A 19,984-nucleotide genomic window follows, 5' to 3' on the forward strand; every position below is an offset into this window, starting at 1 on the left:
ACAGGACCGACAGGACTGCATGTTCCCGGCGGTCAGCGCACCACGCCCACCGCACCACGCTCAGCGCACGACGCTCAGCGACAACGCGAACCGCCCTTCCTCATCCGTCCACCAGTGCGCCAACTCCAGCCCGGCGGAGGCCAGTTCGGCGCGTACGCCCTCCTTGCGGAACTTCGCCGACACCTCCGTGCGCAGCTCCTCGTCCCGCGCGAAGTCGACGGCGAGATCCAGTGCCGGGATCTTCACCGTCTGGGTGGTACGGGAGCGCAGCCGCATCTCGATCCACTCGTTCTCCCGGTCCCACAGGGCCACGTGGTCGAAGGCGCCGGGATCGAAGTCGGCGTGCAGCTCCCGGTTGACGACGGTCAGGACGTTCTTGTTGAAGGCCGCTGTCACCCCGGCCGCGTCGTCGTACGCCCGCACCAGCACCTTCTCGTCCTTGACCAGGTCCGTGCCGAGCAGCAGCGCGTCACCGGGGGAGAGCAGGGAGCGGATCGCGGCGAAGAACGCGGCCCGCTCGACCGGCAGCAGATTGCCGATCGTGCCGCCCAGGAAGGCGATCAGCCGGGGACCCGGCGTGTCCGGCAGGGTCAGGCTCGCCGTGAAGTCGGCGATGAGCGCGTGTACGTGGAGCCCGGGGCGTTCGGCGATGAGCGCCTGCCCGGCCTGCGTGAGCGCGCTCTCGCTGACGTCCACGGGGACGTAGGTGTGCAGGTCGCTGAGCGCGTCGATGACGTACCGGGTCTTCTCCGAGGAACCGGAGCCGAGTTCGACGAGCGTACGGGCCCGGGTCGCCGCGGCGATGTCGCCGGCGCGGGCGACGAGGATCTCGCGTTCGGCGCGGGTGGGGTAGTACTCGGGCAGTTCGGTGATCTGCTCGAAGAGCTCGCTGCCGTGGGCGTCGTAGAACCACTTCGGCGGCAGGGTCTTCGGCGTGCCGGTCAGGCCCTGCTGGACGTCGGCGCGCAGGGCGGCGTCGGTGGCGTCCTCGGGCAGGGTGCGGGTGAGAAGGAACGGACTCACGTACGGGGCTCCTTCGGTGGTGCGGTGGCCAAGGTCTCGCTCGGCTCCTTGAGGGGGGTGAGCAGCACGTCGGTGCGGCTCGCCGCGAGCAGGGTGCGGTCGGGCACCTCCTGCCAGTGCGGATCGTCGTCGTAGGGCTCGGAGGCCACGACGGTGCTGCGGCCGGGGGAGTTGAGATACCAGAGGGTGTCGCCCCAGGCGGTGGCGGTGATGGTCTCGCCGTTGGTGAGCAGCAGGTTGAGCCGGGAGCCGGGGGCCGCCTCGGCGACCTCCAGCACGGTGTCCGCCAGCGCCTGCCCCTCCTCGTCGCCGGCCCGCAGCCGCGCCAGGACCAGCGCCCAGAGAAGCGCCGAGTCGTTGCGGGCCTCCAGGGACAGCACGTCGACCGCGGGCAGGCTCTCCACCAGGGGTGCGAGCGACTGCGGCCAGCCCTTGACGGCGCCGTTGTGGCTGAACAGCCAGGGCCCGGTGGCGAAGGGGGCCGCCGCGGCCTCGGCGTCGGCGCCCGAGAGGGTCGCGTCGCGTACGGCGGCCAGCAGCGCGCCGGTGCGGATCACCCGCGCGAGGTCCGCGAAGGACAGGTCCGCCCAGATGGGGCCGGCCCGCCGGTAACGGGCCGGCACCGGGTCGCCCTCGGCGTACCAACCCACCCCGAAACCATCGGCGTTGACCGTCCCGTACCGCTGCCGCCGGGGCTCCCACGACTGGCGGTACAGGCTGTGCGCGGGATCCACGAGGAGCCGGCCCAGCGGCTCCTCGGGGCCCAGATACGCCAGATGACGGCACATCAGACGTCTCCCGCGGACCGGGCGGTGCGGAACCCGGAGAAGATCTGCCGCCGGATCGGATAGTCCCAGTTGCGGAACGTGCCCCGGCAGGCCACCGGGTCCACGGCGAACGAACCGCCGCGCAGCACCTTGTACTCCGGCCCGAAGAACACCTCCGAGTACTCCTTGTACGGGAAGGCCTCGAAACCCGGGTACGGCAGGAAGTCGCTCGCCGTCCACTCCCACACGTCGCCGATCAACTGGCGTACGCCGAGGGGGGATTCACCGGCCGGATAGCTGCCCGCGGGGGCCGGGCGCAGATGCCGCTGGCCGAGGTTGGCGTGCTCCGGGGCCGGATCGGCGTCGCCCCACGGGTAGCGCGTCGAGCGGTTGGCGGCCGGGTCGTGCCGGGCGGCCTTCTCCCACTCGGCCTCGGTGGGCAGCCGCCGCCCCGCCCAGCGGGCGTAGGCGTCGGCCTCGTACCAGCACACGTGGACGACCGGCTCGTCGGGCGGCACCACCTCGGTGACGCCGAAGCGGCGCCGCAGCCACTGCTTTCCGTCACGGCGCCAGAACAGCGGTGCGGTGATGGAGTGTTCGCGGATGTGCGCCCAGCCCTCCGCCGTCCACCAGCGTTCGTTGGCGTAGCCGCCGTCGTCGATGAACGCCTGGTAGGCGCCGTTGGTGACCGGGGTGGTGTCGATGTGGAAGGAAGCCACCTCGCGCCGGTGCGCGGGTCGTTCGTTGTCCAGCGCCCACGGCTCGCTGGAGGTGCCCATGGTGAACGGGCCGCCGGGGACGAGGACTTCGGCAGGGCCGGTGGAGAGCGGCACCGGCTCCGGGTCGGGCGCGGTCAGGGCCTGCGGCCCCGTGCGGAGCTGATGGGTGATCAGCATCGTCTCGTCGTGCTGCTGTTCGTGCTGGGCGATCATGCCGAAGGCGAAGCCCGCCTCCGTCAGCCGTGTGCCGTGGAAGTCGGCGCGCTCCAGGACGTCCATCACCCGTCCGCGCACCTCGGCCGCGTAGGCGCGGGCCTCGGCGGGCGGCAGCAGCGGCAGCGCGGGGCGTTCCGAGCGCGGGTGTTCGAAGGCGTCGTACAGGCCGTCGATCTCGGGGCGCATCGCCTCGCGGCCGGCGACGCCCCGCAGCAGCCACAGCTCCTCCTGGTTGCCGATGTGGGCGAGGTCCCACACCAGCGGTGACATCAGCGGCGAGTGCTGGGCCGTGAGGTCGGGCTCCTCCACGCAGCTGGTCAGCAGCGTGGTGCGGTCGCGCGCGGTGGTCAGGGTGGTCAGGGCCCGCTCACGGAGCGTCTCGGCGTCGATGGCGGGGTCGGTCATGTGCGGAGGTCCTTCCCGTGGGTGCGCCCGGCCGTGTCGTACACACGGTCGAGGAGCTCGTCGGCCGGGGTGCGGCCCTGAGCGACATAGCGGTCCCGGTACGCCGTGACGGCGGCGGTGACCTCGGGGGTGGCGCCGATCCGGGGCAGCGCCTCGATCGCCGCGGTGAAACAGGTGACAGCCGCCTCGTGCAGCTCGGGGTCGGCGAGGCCCGAGCGGGCCGCGTCCAGCCACAGCGGGTTGTGCGGCGCCGGGAGCGCCATGGCCCGCTCGGCGAGGGGCTTCACCGTGCGGTAGGCGGTCTCGGCGGCCCAGGGGTCGTCGAAGAGCGCCGTGGTCACGGCGAGCGGGACGATCCAGCCGTCCTCGCCGGGCTGCGCGTCGATCATGCGCAGCTCCAGGAAACCGCGCGGTCTGACCGGCGGGAACAGGGTCGTGATGTGGTAGTCCAGGTCGGCGCGGGTCGGCCGTCCGGGCGCCGGCGACCTGGTCCACTCCCGGAAGGTCAGCCCCTCCGGTACGTCCCAGGGCGCGCCGTCGCGCCGTACGCACATCACCGGCGAGTCCAGGACGTGCCGGGCCCAGGCGGCCCGCGGGTCACCCTCCAGCGAGGGTCCGCCCGCCCGGCCGGTGCCGATCTCCATCCAGGTCAGCTGCCGGGTGGAGCGCCAGCCCGTGGGCTCGGTGTCGGCCAGCGGCGAGTTGGCGAAGGCGGCCACCAGGACCGCGCCCAGCTGGTGCGCCAGCCACCAGCGCCGTCCGTGACCGAGGGGGCCGGGCTCCTCGTACCCGGCGTCCAGGCACACCTGCACCGACGCCGAGGTGCACATCATGCGGCGGCCGGCCGGACCGGTGCGGTCCAGGCAGGTCTCCATGGCGTCGTAGCGCGGCTCGTGCAGGAACCGGCGTGGGGAGTGCCAGGGGTCGTGGCCGATGCCGACGAGGCCGAGACCGTGCCCGGCGAGCGCCGTACGGACGGCGTCGAGGTCGGCGGATACGGTACCGATGCACTCCGTCAGGGAGGCGGCGGGCGGCGAGCTCAGCTCCAGCTGGCCGCCGGGCTCTGTGGTGAGCGCCGACCTCAGGGGCACGGTCCGCAGTGCGGCGTAGGCCGCTCGCAGTCGTTCGTGTGTCACGGGGAGCCGCGGGTCGCGCAGCTCGTGGACGAGCCATTCCAGTTCGACCCCGACGCCCCGGGGCGGGCCGGTCTTGAAACATATGCCCCGTACCAGGGCCTCCACCTCGGCTTCGGTGAGGGCGGTGCGAGGCTCCGTACAGTCGCTGCAGTCGGTCGCTGAATCGGACATGTCGGATCCCTTCTGAGGTTCCACCGTGCCGTCGACCCGAGCGCCGGGGGCGCCCGGACGGCGACACCCGTCCCACCCAAAACCCTCGCGCCGATTCGCACAAGGGTGCGTACCGGCACGTTCCGACTCGGTAATCTCCCCGATCCGGGTGTTTCCTGCGGTTTTCCTGGGTGTTCACGGGTGCGGAAAACTCCGTTGCACCGCATGTCCAGCATCACCCAGGATGCGTGCATGAGCACGACGGGGGAGCGCGCACGGAGCGCGCACATGGCGCCGACGGGGGTGGCGCCATGAGCGCGCGCCTGCGCGGCATCGCACACGAGACCGAGCAGATCGTCGCGGCGGGCGCGTACCGCGCGCCCGACGGACACGAGGTGTCCATCGCGGCGGCGGTGACGGCGGCCCGAGCCGGTACGGCCATGCACGGGCCCGATCCGATACGGACACCGCAGACCGTTTCCGCCGGGACGTTCTCCGAGGTGGCCGGGACGTACTTCGAGGTCCCCGGGACGTTCTTCGAGGTCACCGGTGAGAGCAGCCTGGAGGCGGCCCGCAGGGTCGGCGGCGAGGTCGCGGTGCTGAACTTCGCCTCGGCCCGCAACCCCGGCGGCGGCTTCCTGAACGGCGCGCAGGCCCAGGAGGAGGCCCTGTGCCGCGCCTCCGCGCTCTACACGTGCCTGCGGGAGGCGCCGGAGTTCTACGCACACCACCGCGCCCACCGCGACCCGTTCTACACGGACCGTGTCATTCACTCACCGGCCGTCCCCGTCTTCCGCGACGACCGCGGCGGCCTGCTCGACGAGCCGTTCACCGCCGGCTTCCTCACGGCGGCGGCCCCGAACGCCGGTGTCGTCCGCCGTACGGCGCCCGAGCGGGCCGCCGACCTGCCGCGGGCCCTGAGGACACGCGCCGAGCGGGTGCTGGAGACCGCCGCGGCACAGGGCTACCGCCGCCTGGTGCTGGGCGCCTGGGGCTGCGGAGTCTTCCAGAACGACCCGGCGCAGGTGGCCGGGGCCTTCCGCGCGCTGCTCGGCCCCGACGGCCGCTTCGCCCGGACCTTCGAGCACGTCACGTTCGGCATCCTGGACCGCACGGCCGGGCAGACGGTCACAGCGGCGTTCGCACGGGCGTTCCCGCAGCGCCAGCCCCAGCCGTAGCCGAACCGGTCCTACCGCCCGGAGAGCTGGCGAGTCCCCCGCAGACGGGGGATGCTGCGGGGGACTCACCCAGCTAGACGGACGAAGAACGGGCGGAGTTCCCGAGTCGGCGAGATTGTTCAGCGGGCCCGGCCGATCCGCATGCCGGGGCGGCGGCGGTGGACGGTCAGATAGGCGAGACCGTCGTCGCCTGCGGTGAGGCCGCGGGTGGAGCCGTGGGGGAGCCAGAGCAGAGCGCCGGTGCTGAGCGGCTGTTTCTCGCCGTCCGGGCCGGCGGCCACGAAGCCGTCGCCGGAGACGACCAGCAGCAGCACGTCCAGGTCCGGTTCGGCGTGCGGGGCGACATGGCGGCCCGGGGACAGCCGGACGACATTGGCGTCGAGTTGGCGCCCGCTCTCGGTGAGCTTCCACAACACACCGCCGACGTCGGGTGAGGTGTCGGTCAAGGCGGTGATGTCACCAAGGACGCGCGGGACCGCTTCCTCTTCGCCTGTCATGCGCTCTCTCCCTGTTCTCGCTCTCCGCCGGTCTCACTAATTATTACAGGTACTATTTGGAGTAAATGGCTTCGGTGGAAGGAAGGGTGGGCAGGGGCATGGCCGCCACGCGTACGAGCCCGCGCCGCGGCGAGGTTCTCGCCGTGCTGCGGGCCGCCGGAACCCCGCTCGGCGTCACGGAGACGGCGGAGCGCATCGGCGTCCATCCCAACACCGTGCGCTTCCATCTGGACGCGCTGGTGGGGGAGGGGCTGGTCGAGCGGCAGGTACAGGAGCCGTCCGGCCGGGGGCGCCCGCGCACTGTGTACGCCCCGCGACCGGGTATGGACCGCGGCGGACGTCGTGGCTATCAGTTGCTGGCCCGGATGCTGCTCAGCCATCTCACGGCCACGGGAGCGGGGGCGACCGCTGCCGCCACGGAGACCGGGCGGGCCTGGGGGCGTTTCCTGGTCGAGCCGCTGCCGCCGTTCGCGCCGCCGGGCCCTGAGGAATCGGCGGCCCGCCTGGTGCGGTTGCTGGACGACCTGGGCTTCGCACCGGATCCGGAGACCGGCCCGGTGCCGTCGCGGATCCGGCTGAGGCACTGTCCCTTCCTCGAACTCGCCGAGGAGCACGGGAATTTGGTCTGCCCGCTCCATCTGGCCCTCATGCAGGGCGCGTTGGCGGAACTGGACGCCCCGCTGGCCGCGACCGACCTGGAACCGTTCGCCGAACCGGAGGCGTGCGTGGCCCACTTGGCGCCCGTGCGGTCAGCGCCGCCCGCTTCGGAACAGACAGCAGAAAGGCAGGTCTGATGTACCCCACGTGGGCCGCGACCGCGGTCGCCCTCACCTTCGTCTGGCTGGGGATGGTGCTGGCGATCTCCTTCCTGGAGGCACCGCTGAAGTTCCGTGCCCCGGGCGTGACCGTCCCCATCGGGCTGGGCATCGGGCGGCTGGTCTTCCGGGCGCTGAACCTGGTGGAAGCGGCGTTCGCCGTCGCGGTCGTGATCGCCGTCGTCGTGGGCGATCCGACGGCGGTTGTCACGGCACCGGTCGCCGCCGCGGCCGTCCTGCTCCTCGCCCAGCTCCTCGTCGTACGCCCCCGCCTCAACCGCAGGTCGGACCGCATCCTGGCGGGCGAGGACCTGCCCCGCTCACGGGAGCACCTCTATTACATCGCCCTGGAGGCAGCGAAGGTCGCAGCCCTGATCGCGCTGGGAGTGGGCCTCCTGACGGTGTGAGACCCGGGACCCTCGACTGGCCCGCCCTGCTCTCCTCGGGCATCGCCCGCGGGGGTTTCATGCCGGGCTTGGCGTGACCCCGGCCCAGCAACGGCCAGGGCGTTCAGCTCCAGCCGTACCGCTCCGCGAGCCGCCGCCGCACCAGGTTGAACCGCCCGCGGTCCAGCGCGCAGGCCTCGCGGCGCATTCCGGCCTCATGCAGGCGCAGCACCCGGTCCACGTCGACCCATGAGTCACGCCCCGAGCGGTCCCAGGGGCCGCTGCCGATCGCGACCCACTCGCGGTCGTCGTCGTGCCGCTTGCTGGACAGCTGGACGGCGAGCAGGGTGCCGGTGGCCTCGCGGGCGACGACCAGGACGGGGCGGTCCTTGCCGCGGCCGTCGTTCTCCTCGAACGGCACCCACGTCCACACGATCTCGCCGGGGTCGGGGTCGCCGTCATGCGCGGGGGAGTACTCGGTACGCACCGTGCCCACCCGGCGCGGATCGGCCTCGGTGGTGGCACTGGCGCCGAAGCGGCCGGGAACGTTCTCATCGGTAAACGCAGTCACGCACGCACCTTAAGGTCTGTCCTCACGCGGTGCGCGGGCGGGCTCAGCCGGAGGACTCCTCCGCGGCCTGTTCTGCGGCGGGCAAGACGGCGCGTGACGAACACGGGGCGCGAACCGCGGGCAACGGCGGCGCACATGGGCCGGGGGCCCTCGAAGCCGAGGACCCCCGGATGTGCTGTGCGGACCCCCGTCCGTCAGCCCTCCTTCTCCACCGGCACCCGCTGCGACGGCGGGGCCGCGACGCCGTTCAGGGACGGTGAAGTGCCGGTCGCGGGCTGGGAGTTCTGGTTCATCGAGGCCAGCAGCTGGCGGGCGAGGCCAAGGCCCGTACCGCCCATGGTCAGCGCCTTGGCGAGCATGTCGGCCATGCCGTCGGCCCCGTTGAGCACCACCATGTTGTCGACGCTGCCGAAGGCGGACGCGCCCGCCTTCACGATCTCCGGCCAGTTCTCGGCGAGTTGCTGCGCGACGACGGCCTCCTGGTTCTCGGCGAGGGCGGCGGCCCGCGCCTTGATGGCCTCCGCCTCGGCGAGGCCCTTGGCCTTGGTCGCCTCGGCGTCCGCCAGACCCCTCGCCTGCGCGGCCGCCGCCTCGGCCTCACCGGTGGCCCGCGTGGCGGCCGCCGTGGCGGAACCCCGGGTCTTGGTCGCCTCGGCCTCGGCCCCCGCGGCCGTCTTGACCCGGGTCGCCTCGGCCGCCGCCGCGAGCTCCGTCTCCTTCGCCTTGGCCTGCGCCGCCGAGATCCGCGCGTCACGCTCGGCCTCGGCGAGTGTGCGCTTCTCGTAGGCCTTGGCGTCCGCCGGCTTGCGGACGTCCGCCTGCAGTTGCTGCTCCCGCCGGTGCGCCTCGAGTTCGGCGACCCGTGTCTCCTGGACGACGACCTCCTGCCGTGCGGCCGCGTCCGCCAGCGGACCGGCCTGCCGCGCCTTCGCGGCCGCCTTGTCCCGCTCGGCCTGGTAGCCGGCCTGCAGGATCTCACTGTCCCGGGTCGCCTCCGCCATCCGCGCGAACGACTGTTGCTCGGCCTCGGTGGCCAGCCGGTTCGCCTCGGCCTGCGCGATGCGCGCGTCCCGCTGGACGGCCGCCGCGTGCGGCATCGCCAGGTTCTGGATGTACCCGGTCGGGTCCTCGATCTCGTGGATCTGCAGGGAGTCGACGATGAGCCCCAGCTTCTCCATCTCCGTGCCGCAGGCGGCCCGGGTCTGCGCGGTGAGCTTCTCCCGGTCGCGGATCATGTCCTCGACCGTCAACCCGCCGACGATGGACCGCAGATGACCGGCGAACACGTTGTGCACCCGCTCCGCCATCAGCTTCTGCTGGTCCAGGAACCGCCGGGACGCGTTGGCGATCGACACGAAGTCGTCGCCCACCTTGAAGATGACCACGCCCCGCACCTTGAGCGGAATGCCCTGGTGGGTCACGCAGTCCACGTGCAGTTCGGTCTCGTTCAGGTCGAGCGAGAGCTTGCGCACCGCCTGCACCCCGGGCAGCACCAGGGTGCCGCGCCCGGTGACGATGCGGAATCCCATGCCCTCCTCCAAGCCCTCGGTACGGTGCTTGGAGCCGGAGATGACCAGCGCCTCGTTGGGTTCCGCGACACGCCACATCGCCTTGAACAGACCGATCAGAACGAGAACGGCGGCGACCACCACTCCCGCAACGACGCCGACAACCATCGGCATACGCCCCCTTTGCATGGTGCCCTCTCGGCACCGAACGAAGGGAGTGTGCTCCCGCGCGGCGCCGGGGAGAAGACGCCTGCGAATCCTTGTCGTTTTCTTGACGCACGCCCCCTTGAACAGGCTCTCACCTGCGCGGAAGCGGGCTCACGTGTCGCCAGGGAGCCGGGGCGGGGGAGCGGCTCAGACGTCGTACGCCGCGGTCACGTAGACCGTCCGCGGCGGGAGGTACTCCACGACCATCACCACCGTGCCCCGCTCGATCCGCGCCGCCCCGGTGGCCGGATACGCGAGGAAGTGCTCGGCCCCGCCGCGCACCCGCACGATCACCTCGCCGACGAGCCCGGGCCCGACCGTGCCGGTGACCCGCCCCATGAGCCCGACCATCGACGCATCGTCCATGGCCACAGGGTACGGGTCCATCTCGCCTACGCCGCCGGTGAACCCGTGACGACCTGCGGCGGCGGCCACGCCTCGTGCCAGCGCAACTCCGTCTCCGCCTGCGCCGCGAGAGAGACCAACAGTGGCTCGCTGCCCGCGGGGCCCAGGAGTTGGGCGCCGACGGGCAGGCCGTCGACGAACCCGGCCGGGACGTTGACGCCGGGCCAGCCCAGTACGTTCCACGGCCACGCGTAGGGGCAGGCGGCGATCATCGCGCGGTCGGTGGCGAGCCCGCTCAGCGACAGCATCGCGCCGACGCGCGGCGGGGGAGCGGCCGTGGTGGGCGCGAGGACGACGTCGTACGAGCGGAACAACGCGCCGATACGGCGGTGCAGGACCGCCTCCTGCTGCCGCGCCACCCTCAGCGGCGCCCCGCCGAGCAGCCGCCCCAGCCGCGCGGCGTCGCGGGTGCGGCGGTCGAGGAGGGTGGGGAAGGGGGCCTCGCGGACACGTTCGGCGAGGCCGACCGTCGCGCGGGGGACGAAGGTCAGCCCGATCTGGCCGTACGGCGGGTCGGCCTCTTCCACCCTGTGTCCCAAGGAGTCGAGTTTCTCGGCGAGTTGGACGACGCGTCGGCGTACCTCCGGCTGCAGACGCGCGGGCAGCGCGGTGAATGGCGGCTTGAGGGCGAGTGCGATGCGCAGCCGGCCGGGATCGCGGCCGACCGCCTCGGAGGCGTCGATGCGGGCCGGGCGGTGCGGGTCGAGATCGTGGTTGCCGCTCGCCGCGTCGAGCAGCAGGGCCGCGTCCGCGACCGTACGGGCGAGGGTGCCGTTGACGGTGATGCCCTGGAAGGACTCGCCGCGGGGCCAGGTGGAGATGCGGCCGCGCTGGGGCTTGATGCCGATCAGATGGGTCCAGGAGGCGGGGATGCGGACGGAGCCGGCGCCGTCGGAGCCCAGGGCGGCGGGCACGAGGCCGGCGGCGACGGCGGCGGCCGAACCGCCGGAGGAGCCGCCCGGGGTGTGCTCCGGGTTCCACGGGTTGCGGGTCGCGCCGAACGCGGGCCCCTCGGTGAAGGGCCACTGCCCGAACTCGCAGGTGTTGGTCTTGCCGACGACGACCGCACCGGCGGCCCTCAGCCGCCGTACGGCTTCCCCGTCCTTCGCCACCGGCGGGAACTCACCCTCGCACCCGAACGCGGTCGGCTCGCCGGCCACATCCGTGTCGTCCTTGACGGCGACGGGCACGCCGAGCAGCGGTTTGCGGATGCAGGCGGCCAACTCCCGGTCCGCGGCGTCCGCTTCGGCGAGTGCGGCCTCGCCGCGTACGACCCGAAAGGCGTTGAGGGAGGACTGGGTCGCGTCGATCCGTGCCAGCGCCCGCTCGACCAGCGCACGGGAGGTCACCTCACCGGCGGCCAGCGCCCGTGCGGACTCAGCCAGCCCTGCGGCACGGTCGAGCGTCATGGGACCACCTCCGGGAACGTCTGCCTACCGAACGGTAACGTCCGTGGGCCCGCAGCGGTACGGAATCTCGAACATCCCTGACCCGAGGGGGTTGATCGAGCGCTCAGGGCATCAGGGGCGTGTCGGGGAGGTAGTCGTCGGCGCTTTCGCCCGTGACGAGGTAGACGACGCGGCGGGCGATGGAGACGGCGTGGTCGGCGAAGCGTTCGTAGTAGCGGCCGACCAGGGTGACGTCGACGGCCGTCTCGACGCCGTGGTGCCAGCGGTCGTCCATCAGGTGGTGGAAGATCATGCGGTGCAGCTCGTCCATCCGGTCGTCGTCCTGCTCCAGCCGCAGGGCCGCGTCGACGTCCTGGGTGATCAGCAGATCGGCGGCCTGGGCCATCAGCCGCTGGGCGAGCTGGCCCATCTCCAGGATCGTGGGACGAAGATCCTGCGGCACGGCGTGCGCGGGATGGCGGCGGCGGGCCACCGCGGTGACATGCCGGGCCAGCACACCGCAGCGTTCCAGGTCGGCGCTCATCCGCAGAGAGGTGACCACCATCCGCAGGTCGGTCGCGACCGGCTGCTGGCGGGCCAGCACCGCGATCGCCCGCTCCTCCAGGTCCCGCTGCAGCTCCTCGATCCGCTCCTCGGTGGAGATCACCTGCTCGGCCAGCTGCAGATCGGTGTCCAGCAGGGCGCCGGTGGCGCGGCCCATGGCGGAACCGACCAGGTTCGCCAGCTCGACCAGTGCCTCGTTGATCGATTCGAGTTCCTTGTGATACGACTCGCGCATTGGATCTTCACCATCCCGTTCCTGGGCCCGTGCCACCCCCTGTCAGACTCGCACACCGCACCGGCCCGGAGCCGAAAGGGGACCGGTCAAACCTGCGGCACCGGACAGCTCGGTGGTTGCGGTGATCGGCCCGCGTGCGCCAGGCCCCTCGGTGCCCCGTCCCACGGCATTTTCGGTCTTCCTCAACTTGGCTTGTTAGGCGGCGTGTTGAAGTTGCGGAGGAAGGGGAGGGCGGCTCTCGGAAGCGTGCCTTCCGGTGGTAGCATCCCCGCATCTGCGACCTTGATCCACTCACTTCAGGCGCTGACTTGAGGTCAGCCTGCTCTCCGCGCCACCGCGCTTGGGCAGGCGCTGTGTGTGTCGCGGGTGCGTACTCGCGGGGGAGTGCATCCGTCTACGTCTGCATTTCATGCGTCGGGAAAGGTTTCCATGAGTCGAGACGTGCTTGCGTGGTGCCTGGTTGCGGTGACGGCGATAGCCGTCGCGGTGATCGTGGTGCTCGTCGTCCGCAACAGGGCCCTGGGGGAGAGAAAGCGACAGACCGAGGCATCGCTGACGAGCCAGCTCAACGCCGCCCAGACCCAGGTGCTGTCCGTTCAGGCCGCCCTGCAGAAGTACCAGCAGGAGTTCGATGGCACGATCCGGGAGGCCGAGGAGGCCTCGGAGGAGAGCACCAAGGCGGTACTGAAGGGCTCGGCCCGCTTCCTGCAGGGTCTGGCCGCCGAGCAGATGGCGGTCCTGGAGGAGCTCCAGCGCAAGTACGGCGGTCACGCGGTACTCGCCGACCTCCTGGAAGTGACCCACGCCAACGCGCAGATGCAGCGCAAGTCGCAGGGCATCGCCGTGCTGTGCGGCGCGCCGGTCGGCCGCCGTAACCGGGCCGCGAGCGTCTACGACGTGGTGCGCAGCGCGCAGTCGCAGATCCGCAGCTTCCGCCGCGTCGAGATCATGCAGCAGACCGGTTTCGCGCTGAAGGCGTCCGCGGTCTCGCCGGTCTCCCTCGCGGTGGCCGAGCTGCTGGACAACGCGGCGAGCTTCTCGCAGCAGGACGCGCCGATCGAGGTGACCTTCCAGCGCGTCCAGCGCAACCTGTGCATCATCATCGACGACGCCGGCGTCGGCATGAACGACGAGGACCGGCAGCGCGCCAGCGCCCTGCTGTCCGGCGACTTCGTGCCGCGTCTGTCGCAGCTGGGCACCCAGCCGAAGTTCGGTTTCCCCCTGATCGGCCTCCTCGCCCGCCAGCACGGCTTCCGGGTGGACGTCACCGGTGTCTCCCGCTACGGCGGAGTCCGTGCCGTGGTGCTGCTGCCCGAGGAGCTGTGGACGGAGGAACTGCCCTCCCCGGTCGACCAGGCCGCCCCGGTGAGCATCGTCCGCGGGGCCGACGGCACGACGGCCGACCGGCCCCGCACCGTGCACGGGCTGCCCAAGCGGGCCAGCCGGCAGATCCCCGTCGCCGGCGTCCCGGGTCAGGACGGGCGGGCGCCGACGCGAGGGGGCCAGGACGCGGGCCGCGCCTCCGGCCGCAGTCTGGGCGCCCTCGGCGCCCTGCAACGAGGCACGCTCTCGGGCCGCAACCTCGACTCCGCGTCCACCGAAGGGTCCCAAGACGCATGACCACCGACCTGTCGTGGATGCTCACGGACATCGTGACCAATGTGCCCAAGGCACGTCACGTCGTCCTGCTCTCCGCGGACGGCATCCCTCGCGGGGCCACCGACGGCCTGCTGGACAGGGATGTGGAGACCATCTCCGCCGCCATGGCCGGGATGCAGTCGCTCAGCCGGGCCACGGCGCACTTCATCGAGTCGGTGGAGGAGCCGCAGTGGCACCAGACGATCATCGAGTTCTCCCACGGGTGGATCTTCCTGATCGGGGCCGGGCAGGGGGCCTATCTGGCCGCCGCCGCGGAACCCGACGTCGACATCCAGCAGATCTCCTTCCGGATGCACCGGCTCGTGGCCCGGCTGGGGAACAACCTGACCGCGCCGCCGCGTGTGGAGGCGGAGGAGCCGTCCCGGGGCGCGGCCGGCACGTCCCGGGACGCGGGCGCCGACCGTTCGGGACTCGTCCTTGACGACCTCGACGAGGTGATCGCCGATGTGCGCGGGGCCCGGCACGCCGTGCTCCTCGGGGTCAACGGCCTGCCCCGCGGGGCGACTTCGGGCATCAGCCGGGATCTCGTGGACACCATCTCCGCGGCCATGACGGGCATTCACGCCTACAGCCGTGTGACGTCCCGGTTCGCGGGCGTTCAAGACGACGCCGGGTGGCGGCAGACGGTCATCGAGTTCCAGCACGGCTGGATCTTCCTGATCGCGGCCAGCGGCGGCTCCTTGCTGGCCGCGGCCGCCGAACACGACACCGACATCGAGGAGTTCACCACTCGCCTGCACCAGGCGGTGGCCCGCCTTGGCGAGTACCGGATGCCGCGGGAGGGGGTGCGCAGCGATGTCTGACGAGTACGGGCAGGAGCCGCATCTGGAACTGACGTCCTCATTAGTGCCACTGTTCGTGATCACGAACGGGCGTGCCCTGCCTCCGGACCAGGAGTACGAGCGCACCGCTCTCGTGACCGCGCGCAAGGAGGGCGCCGCCGCGGCCCGCACGCTGTCGCCGGAAGGCCAGGTGATCATGGACCTGGTCGCCGACGGCTTCCTGTCCGTGGCCGAGGTGGCCGGCCATACGCACCTGCCCCTGGGCGTCGTGCGCATTCTCCTGGCACAGCTGGAGGAGAGCGGTCTCGTCCTCGTCAGAAAGCCCGTGCCGCGCGCCGATCCCCTCGACCGAGAACTGCTCGGTGCCGTCCTCGATGGCCTGAAATCCCGATTCGGAGCGTAGCCCGTGTACCTGGATCCAGACGTCCTGCGCTCGGTGAAGATCCTCGTCGTGGGACCCTTCGGAGTCGGCAAGACCACCTACATCGGCAACATCTCCGAGATCGAACCCCTGCAGACCGAGGAAGAGATCACCGAGGCCAGCGTGGGCTTCGACGACCTCTCCCGCACCCCCGACAAGACGACCACCACCGTCGCCATGGACTTCGGCCGGCTCACCCTCAGCGAGGAACTGGTCCTCTACATCTTCGGAACGCCCGGACAGGAGCGCTTCAAGGAGATGTGGGAGGAACTCTCCCGGGGAGCGCTGGGCGCGCTGGTCATCGTCGACCCCCAGCGGCTGGACGAGTCCTTCCCCGTGCTGGACCTGGTCGAACGGTTCGGCCTGACCTACGCCATCGGCGTCAACCACTTCGAGGGCGCCACCACGTATCCGATCGACGAGGTCCGCGAGGCGCTGAACCTGCCCGCGGACACCCCGGTCGTGGCCTGCGACGTGCGCGACCAGCACTCGGCGGCCCAGGCCCTCATCACCCTCGTGCAGCACCTGAAGTCCCTTCTCGCCTAGGAGCCCCGCCATGCACCAGCAGCACGACGCGCAGGAGATACCGCCCGGGTGCCCCGCCCACGGCAAGGTCCCGCTGTACGGCCCGCAGTTCGGCTCCGACCCCGAGGCCACCTACGCCTACCTGCGCTCCCTCGGCCCCAGCGCCGCCGTGGACATCGCCCCCGAGGTCGAGGTCGAGCTGGTCACCAGCTACGACGCCGCCCTCTACATCCTGCAGAACCCCGGCTCCTTCGTCCGTGACTCGCGCCGCTGGAACGCGCTGAACGAGGGGCGGGTGCCCGAGGACAGTCCGGCGCTGCCCATGATGGGCTACCGGCCCAACGCGCTGTTCAGCGACGGAGCGGCGCACGCCCGGCTGCGCCAGGCGGTCGTCGACAGTCTCGCCACCGTCAACGAACTCAAGCTCGTACGGCAGACCCAGCAGTCCGCCGACTACCTGATCAGCCAGTTCGGCGCCGAGCCGCGCGGGCAGGCGGAGTTGATGGCCGCCTACGCCCAGCCGCTGCCGCTGCTGGTCTTCAGCGATCTGTTCGGCTGCCCGCCGGAGCTCGGTGACCGGGTGATCGTCGGCATCAGCGGCATCTTCGAGGGGACCCCCGGCGCGGACGAGGTGCTGGGCGGGGCCCTCGCGGAGCTGATCGCCCTCAAGCGGCGCCGGCCCGGGTACGACCTGACGACGAAGCTGATGGAGCACCCCGCCCAGCTGACCGACGAGGAGGTGCTGCACCAGCTGGTCACCCTGCTGTCCGGCGGCACCGCGCCGCTGGCCGCCGCCATCGGCAGCAGCGCCGCGCTGTTCCTCAGCGAGGACGGCCAGGCCGCGCTGCCCGTGGAGGACGCCGTCGCCCGGACTCTGTGGAACTACGCGCCGATCGCCAACTACGCGGGCCACTACGCCACCCACGACGTCGAGTTGGGCGGCCGGGTCCTCAAGGCGGGCGACCCGATCCTGATCTCCTTCGCGGCGGCCAACACCGACCCGAAGCTGGCTCAGCACCGCGAACAGCTCAGCACCAAGGCGCACCTGGCGTTCGGGGCGGGCCCGCACGCGTGCCCCGCGAAGGACCCGGCCTTCATGATCGCGGTCACCGCCGTCGAGTCCCTCCTCAACCGGCTGCCGGACATCGAGATGCGGGTCCCGTTCAAGGACCTGACCTGGGCGCCGACCCCCTGGAGCCGCACCCTGGTGACCCTCCCGGTCCGGTTCACCCCGCGGACCCTGCGCGCGGCGGCCGCCGCCGATCCGACGCGCGCCCACACGGCGCAGCCGACCGCGGCCGTCCCCCAGCGGACCGCAGCGGCGGCGCCGCAGGCAACCAAGTCCCCCGCGCAGCCCCGGGGTCTGTTCAGCCGCTTCCTGGCATGGACCAGAGGGGAATGACCAAGGGAATTGACGAACACAAGTGACGAAGGTAACCCTCACTTAACGCGGTTTAGTGGATGGTTCAATTTACCCATGGGTACGTATGGCGGCTGATTCCCCGGAAAAAGGAGCCGTCATCGTGGTGGTGGACGCACACCCGTCGCACGACCGCCGTTCGGCCGTCGCCCTCTTCTCCCGTCTCCGCACGGCGAAAGGGCAGGCCGACCCCTTCCCCCTCTATGCGCAACTCCGCTCCATGGGCCCGGTCACCCCGGCCCCGTGGGGCGGCCTGCTCGTGACCGGCTTCGACATGTGCGACCAGGTACTGCGCGACCGCGAGTGGCTCGAGCCGGACAAGCGCTGGCGCGAGAGCCAGGGACCCCGCACCCGCTGGAACGCCCCCTCCTCGCGGGAGATGAGCAACACCATGCCCGCGCTCAATCCCCCCGAGCACACCCGAATACGCAGGGCGGCCGGCACGTTCGGCCGCACCGCCATGCAGCGGATCGGCCGGATGGTCACGCAGGCGACCGATCAGCTCCTGACCTCCCTGACCGAGCAACTCCACTACGGGGAGGCCGACTTCGCCGCCCTCGTCAGCGAGGAGCTCCCGGTGGCCGCCATCGGCGACTGGCTGGAGGTGCCGACCGCCGACCGGCCCCGACTGCGCGAACTGACCCACGACCAGGTCTTCACCCAGGAACTGCTGCCGACGGCGAGCCAGTTGGCGCTCTCCGACGCGGCCACCGCCGAACTGCGGGCCTACTTCACCGACTTGGTCCGCCAGCGGCGCGCACGCCCCGGCGAGGACCCCGTGTCGATGTGGATCCAGACCTGGGACACCCTGGAACCCGACCGCGACAAGGCCGACGAAGCCGTCTACTTCATCGCCCTCTTCGTCCTGCTCGCCGCACTCGAGACCACCTCGACGCTGCTGTCGACGACGGTCCTGCGGCTCGTCGAGCATCCCGAGCGCTGGGACCAGCTCGCCGCCGACCCCTCCCTCGTCCCCGCGTTCGTCGAGGAGACCCTGCGCCACGACCCGCCCACGCACGTGATCAGCCGGATCGCCGGCGCCGACAGCGTGCTCGGAGGATTCCCCGTCCGCAAGGACGACATGATCCACCTCATGGTGGGCGCGGCACACCGGGACCCGACCCGGCACCCGGATCCGGACCGGTTCGACCTGCGGCGTGAGCGGCCCGACCATCTCGCCTTCAGCGGCGGCATCCACTACTGCCTGGGCGCACCCCTCGCCCGCCTGGAGGCTCAGACCCTCCTCCACCACCTGCTCAGACGCCTGCCCCGCCTCACCCTGGTACGACGCCCGTCCTGGGCGCCCCGGGTGGCGTTCCGGCGCCTGCTGAACCTGGACGTCACCTGCGCATGAACGAAACCGGCGACACCCTCCTCGCCCGCCCGTACAAGACCGTGGCCGTCGACCAGGACGGCCCGGTGCTCCACGTACGCCTCAACCCCTCCCGGCAGGACGACACGCTCGGCGTCGCCGTCCTGGACGACCTCATCGCCGTACTCGACGACCTCCACGAACGGCCCGACATCCGCGTTCTGGTGCTGTCCTCCGAGGGGGACGACTTCTGCCTGGGAGCCGACCGCACCGAATACGAGACGGCGCTGGCCACGGACCCGACCGGCGCCGCGCTGCGGCGGATCACGGACCGGGCCCACCGGCTGTGCAACGCCCTGGAGACCACCCACGCGATCACCATCGCCCGCCTCCACGGCAAGGTGATCGGTGCCGGTCTCGCCCTCGCCGCCTTCTGCGACCTGCGGGCAGCCGCCGACACCTGCCGCTTCCGGATGCCGGAGGTGGGTCTCGGCCTCCCGCCGGCCTGGGGCGGAGCCATGGGCCGCCTGATCTCCGAGGCGGGCGTCGCCAGGATCCGCGAACTCATGCTGACCTGCGACCTGTTCGACGCGCCCACCGCCCACCGGCTCGGTCTGGTCCACGAGATCGCGCCCCTCGACCAACTGGACAAAAAAGTCGGCGCATGGACGCGGCCCCTGCTCAGGCGCTCGCCGGAAGCCCTCGTCCTGACCAAGCGCATGCTCGCCGGCTACGCACGCGCCGACCGCACGGCCGACGTGTCCCTTCTCGACTCCCACCTCCTGACCCCGTATCTCGTCCCGATCCGCAACCAGGGTCCGGCCGCCGGCTCAACCGCCGACTGAGCCCCCTCGAAGGGCCCGGCCGAAAGGCCTCACACCGCCGCGGGCGACGACCCGAGTTCGTCGCCCGCGGCGGTCGCGTGTGCGTACGGAGCGTGCCGGTGTCACGACGCCGTGAACGCCTTCACGCGCACCCCCGTGTCGCAGATGCGCACGGTCGTCTTCTTCCCGCCGCTGCCCGTGAACGCCGGGCTGAGGGGGCGGGCCTCGCCGGGCGGGACGACGTCGACGCCCGCGACGGCGTCACAGTCCTCGACGCTCGTGAAGGTGAGCGCGGCGGAAGCGGAATCACCGGGGGAGAGGCTGACCTTCGCCGCGTCGGCGGCCGATCCGGCCCAGTCGACCGGGAGTTCCATGCGGCCGCCCGTCCCGACGAACATGAGGGACGGGAAACCGCGCACCGTGCAGGAGCCGTTCCCCGTGTTGGTGATCACGACCGAGGCCCGGCCCTGCCCCGTGCTGACGGCCGTACCCTTCAGATCCTTCGTGCGGCAGTGGTCGGCCGCGGGGCTCGGCAGGGAGTCCGCTCCGAAGAGGACCCCGGCCGACGGGGACGCCGTACCGCCGCTGTCGGCCCCGCCCTTGGCGGACGTACCCGCCGTAGTACCCGACGAACTCGACGAGCCCGGCGAACGCGAAGCGGAACCGCTTCCCGGACGGTCCTCGGACCCGGGCGAAGACGAGGAGGAGGATGCCGACGAACACCCGGCCGCCCCGACGAGCAGCAGGACGGTGACGGCGATCGGTAGTCGGCGCATGGCTCCTGCCTGTGGTCGGACGACGCTGTTGAACGGGCGCTGTTGAACGGACAGTTTCGAACGGATTGACGGCCCGGGACCCGCAAGGGTGAGCG

The 19,984-nt window shown here is 71.7% G+C and carries 21 protein-coding genes; 10 read left to right on the top strand and 11 right to left on the bottom strand.

Annotated features, from left to right (window positions below):
- Positions 1-60: 60 nt before the first annotated feature.
- From egtD to egtA, 4 genes are read right to left on the bottom strand one after another with little or no spacing between them, the layout of a single operon-like run.
- Positions 61-1,023, bottom strand: coding sequence for an L-histidine N(alpha)-methyltransferase (gene egtD, locus MKW14_RS04005; RefSeq protein WP_240858830.1), 963 nt, complete (start codon positions 1,021-1,023; stop codon positions 61-63).
- Positions 1,020-1,811 (bottom strand): ergothioneine biosynthesis protein EgtC, encoded by a 792-nt coding sequence (gene egtC, locus MKW14_RS04010; protein ID WP_240858832.1) that lies wholly within the window; start codon positions 1,809-1,811, stop codon positions 1,020-1,022. Before egtC ends, egtD begins: the two co-directional genes overlap by 4 nt.
- Positions 1,811-3,130 carry an ergothioneine biosynthesis protein EgtB gene (gene egtB, locus MKW14_RS04015; protein ID WP_240858834.1) on the bottom strand — a complete coding sequence of 440 codons (1,320 nt, stop codon included), beginning with the start codon at positions 3,128-3,130 and terminating at the stop codon, positions 1,811-1,813. Before egtB ends, egtC begins: the two co-directional genes overlap by 1 nt.
- Positions 3,127-4,437: an ergothioneine biosynthesis glutamate--cysteine ligase EgtA gene (gene egtA / locus MKW14_RS04020; protein ID WP_240858835.1), complete on the bottom strand. Its 1,311-nt coding sequence runs from the start codon at positions 4,435-4,437 to the stop codon at positions 3,127-3,129. The genes egtB and egtA overlap by 4 nt, the downstream gene beginning before the upstream one ends.
- 290 nt (positions 4,438-4,727) lie before the next feature.
- Here egtA and MKW14_RS04025 point away from each other — a divergent pair, with 290 nt between their 5' ends.
- Positions 4,728-5,594 (top strand): TIGR02452 family protein, encoded by an 867-nt coding sequence (locus MKW14_RS04025; RefSeq protein ID WP_240858836.1) that lies wholly within the window; start codon positions 4,728-4,730, stop codon positions 5,592-5,594.
- A 119-nt stretch (positions 5,595-5,713) separates the two neighbouring features.
- On the opposite strand, the gene MKW14_RS04030 is transcribed toward MKW14_RS04025, so the two are convergent.
- Positions 5,714-6,091 carry a cupin domain-containing protein gene (locus MKW14_RS04030; RefSeq protein ID WP_240858837.1) on the bottom strand — a complete coding sequence of 126 codons (378 nt, stop codon included), beginning with the start codon at positions 6,089-6,091 and terminating at the stop codon, positions 5,714-5,716.
- A gap of 98 nt (positions 6,092-6,189) precedes the next feature.
- Here MKW14_RS04030 and MKW14_RS04035 point away from each other — a divergent pair, with 98 nt between their 5' ends.
- Together MKW14_RS04035 and MKW14_RS04040 are read left to right on the top strand one after the other, a co-directional pair.
- Positions 6,190-6,885, top strand: a complete 696-nt coding sequence (locus tag MKW14_RS04035) for a helix-turn-helix transcriptional regulator (RefSeq protein ID WP_240858838.1) — start codon at positions 6,190-6,192, stop codon at positions 6,883-6,885.
- Positions 6,885-7,313 carry a hypothetical protein gene (locus MKW14_RS04040; protein WP_240858839.1) on the top strand — a complete coding sequence of 143 codons (429 nt, stop codon included), beginning with the start codon at positions 6,885-6,887 and terminating at the stop codon, positions 7,311-7,313. Before MKW14_RS04035 ends, MKW14_RS04040 begins: the two co-directional genes overlap by 1 nt.
- Positions 7,314-7,416: 103 nt before the next feature.
- Here the strand turns inward: MKW14_RS04040 and MKW14_RS04045 are convergent, their stop codons facing one another.
- From MKW14_RS04045 to phoU, 5 genes are all read right to left on the bottom strand, one after another.
- Entirely contained in the window at positions 7,417-7,863 is a 447-nt protein-coding gene (locus MKW14_RS04045) for a type II toxin-antitoxin system PemK/MazF family toxin (RefSeq protein WP_240858840.1), read from the bottom strand.
- Between the two features lie 194 nt (positions 7,864-8,057).
- Entirely contained in the window at positions 8,058-9,545 is a 1,488-nt protein-coding gene (locus tag MKW14_RS04050) for a flotillin family protein (protein WP_240858841.1), read from the bottom strand.
- 180 nt (positions 9,546-9,725) lie between these two features.
- Positions 9,726-9,944, bottom strand: a complete 219-nt coding sequence (locus tag MKW14_RS04055) for an NfeD C-terminal domain-containing protein (RefSeq protein WP_240858843.1) — start codon at positions 9,942-9,944, stop codon at positions 9,726-9,728.
- 26 nt (positions 9,945-9,970) lie between these two features.
- Positions 9,971-11,392: an amidase gene (locus MKW14_RS04060; protein ID WP_240858845.1), complete on the bottom strand. Its 1,422-nt coding sequence runs from the start codon at positions 11,390-11,392 to the stop codon at positions 9,971-9,973.
- Between the two features lie 103 nt (positions 11,393-11,495).
- Positions 11,496-12,170, bottom strand: a complete 675-nt coding sequence (gene phoU / locus MKW14_RS04065; RefSeq protein WP_240858847.1) for a phosphate signaling complex protein PhoU — start codon at positions 12,168-12,170, stop codon at positions 11,496-11,498.
- Between the two features lie 429 nt (positions 12,171-12,599).
- Here phoU and MKW14_RS04070 point away from each other — a divergent pair, with 429 nt between their 5' ends.
- The 7 genes from MKW14_RS04070 to MKW14_RS04100 all read left to right on the top strand — a co-directional run bounded on the left by MKW14_RS04070 (position 12,600) and on the right by MKW14_RS04100 (position 19,134).
- Positions 12,600-13,790: an ATP-binding protein gene (locus MKW14_RS04070; protein ID WP_240858850.1), complete on the top strand. Its 1,191-nt coding sequence runs from the start codon at positions 12,600-12,602 to the stop codon at positions 13,788-13,790.
- Positions 13,787-14,632, top strand: a complete 846-nt coding sequence (locus MKW14_RS04075) for a roadblock/LC7 domain-containing protein (protein WP_240858852.1) — start codon at positions 13,787-13,789, stop codon at positions 14,630-14,632. The genes MKW14_RS04070 and MKW14_RS04075 overlap by 4 nt, the downstream gene beginning before the upstream one ends.
- Positions 14,625-15,014: a DUF742 domain-containing protein gene (locus MKW14_RS04080; protein WP_133049787.1), complete on the top strand. Its 390-nt coding sequence runs from the start codon at positions 14,625-14,627 to the stop codon at positions 15,012-15,014. Before MKW14_RS04075 ends, MKW14_RS04080 begins: the two co-directional genes overlap by 8 nt.
- A gap of 3 nt (positions 15,015-15,017) precedes the next feature.
- A complete protein-coding gene (locus tag MKW14_RS04085; RefSeq protein WP_240858853.1) occupies positions 15,018-15,578 on the top strand; it encodes a GTP-binding protein in 561 nt (186 codons plus the stop codon).
- A 10-nt stretch (positions 15,579-15,588) separates the two neighbouring features.
- Positions 15,589-16,959: a cytochrome P450 family protein gene (locus tag MKW14_RS04090; protein ID WP_240858854.1), complete on the top strand. Its 1,371-nt coding sequence runs from the start codon at positions 15,589-15,591 to the stop codon at positions 16,957-16,959.
- A gap of 85 nt (positions 16,960-17,044) precedes the next feature.
- A complete protein-coding gene (locus tag MKW14_RS04095) occupies positions 17,045-18,331 on the top strand; it encodes a cytochrome P450 (protein WP_276618158.1) in 1,287 nt (428 codons plus the stop codon).
- The gene (locus tag MKW14_RS04100) at positions 18,328-19,134 is read left to right on the top strand and encodes an enoyl-CoA hydratase/isomerase family protein (RefSeq protein WP_240858856.1); all 807 of its coding nucleotides are present in this window, start codon (positions 18,328-18,330) and stop codon (positions 19,132-19,134) included. Before MKW14_RS04095 ends, MKW14_RS04100 begins: the two co-directional genes overlap by 4 nt.
- Positions 19,135-19,235: 101 nt before the next feature.
- On the opposite strand, the gene MKW14_RS04105 is transcribed toward MKW14_RS04100, so the two are convergent.
- Entirely contained in the window at positions 19,236-19,889 is a 654-nt protein-coding gene (locus MKW14_RS04105) for a DUF4232 domain-containing protein (RefSeq protein ID WP_240858857.1), read from the bottom strand.
- Positions 19,890-19,984: the final 95 nt, after the last annotated feature.

The sequence above is a fragment of the Streptomyces gilvus genome (genome assembly GCF_022513565.1).
In the GTDB taxonomy this organism is placed as follows: Bacteria; Actinomycetota; Actinomycetes; order Streptomycetales; family Streptomycetaceae; genus Streptomyces; species Streptomyces gilvus.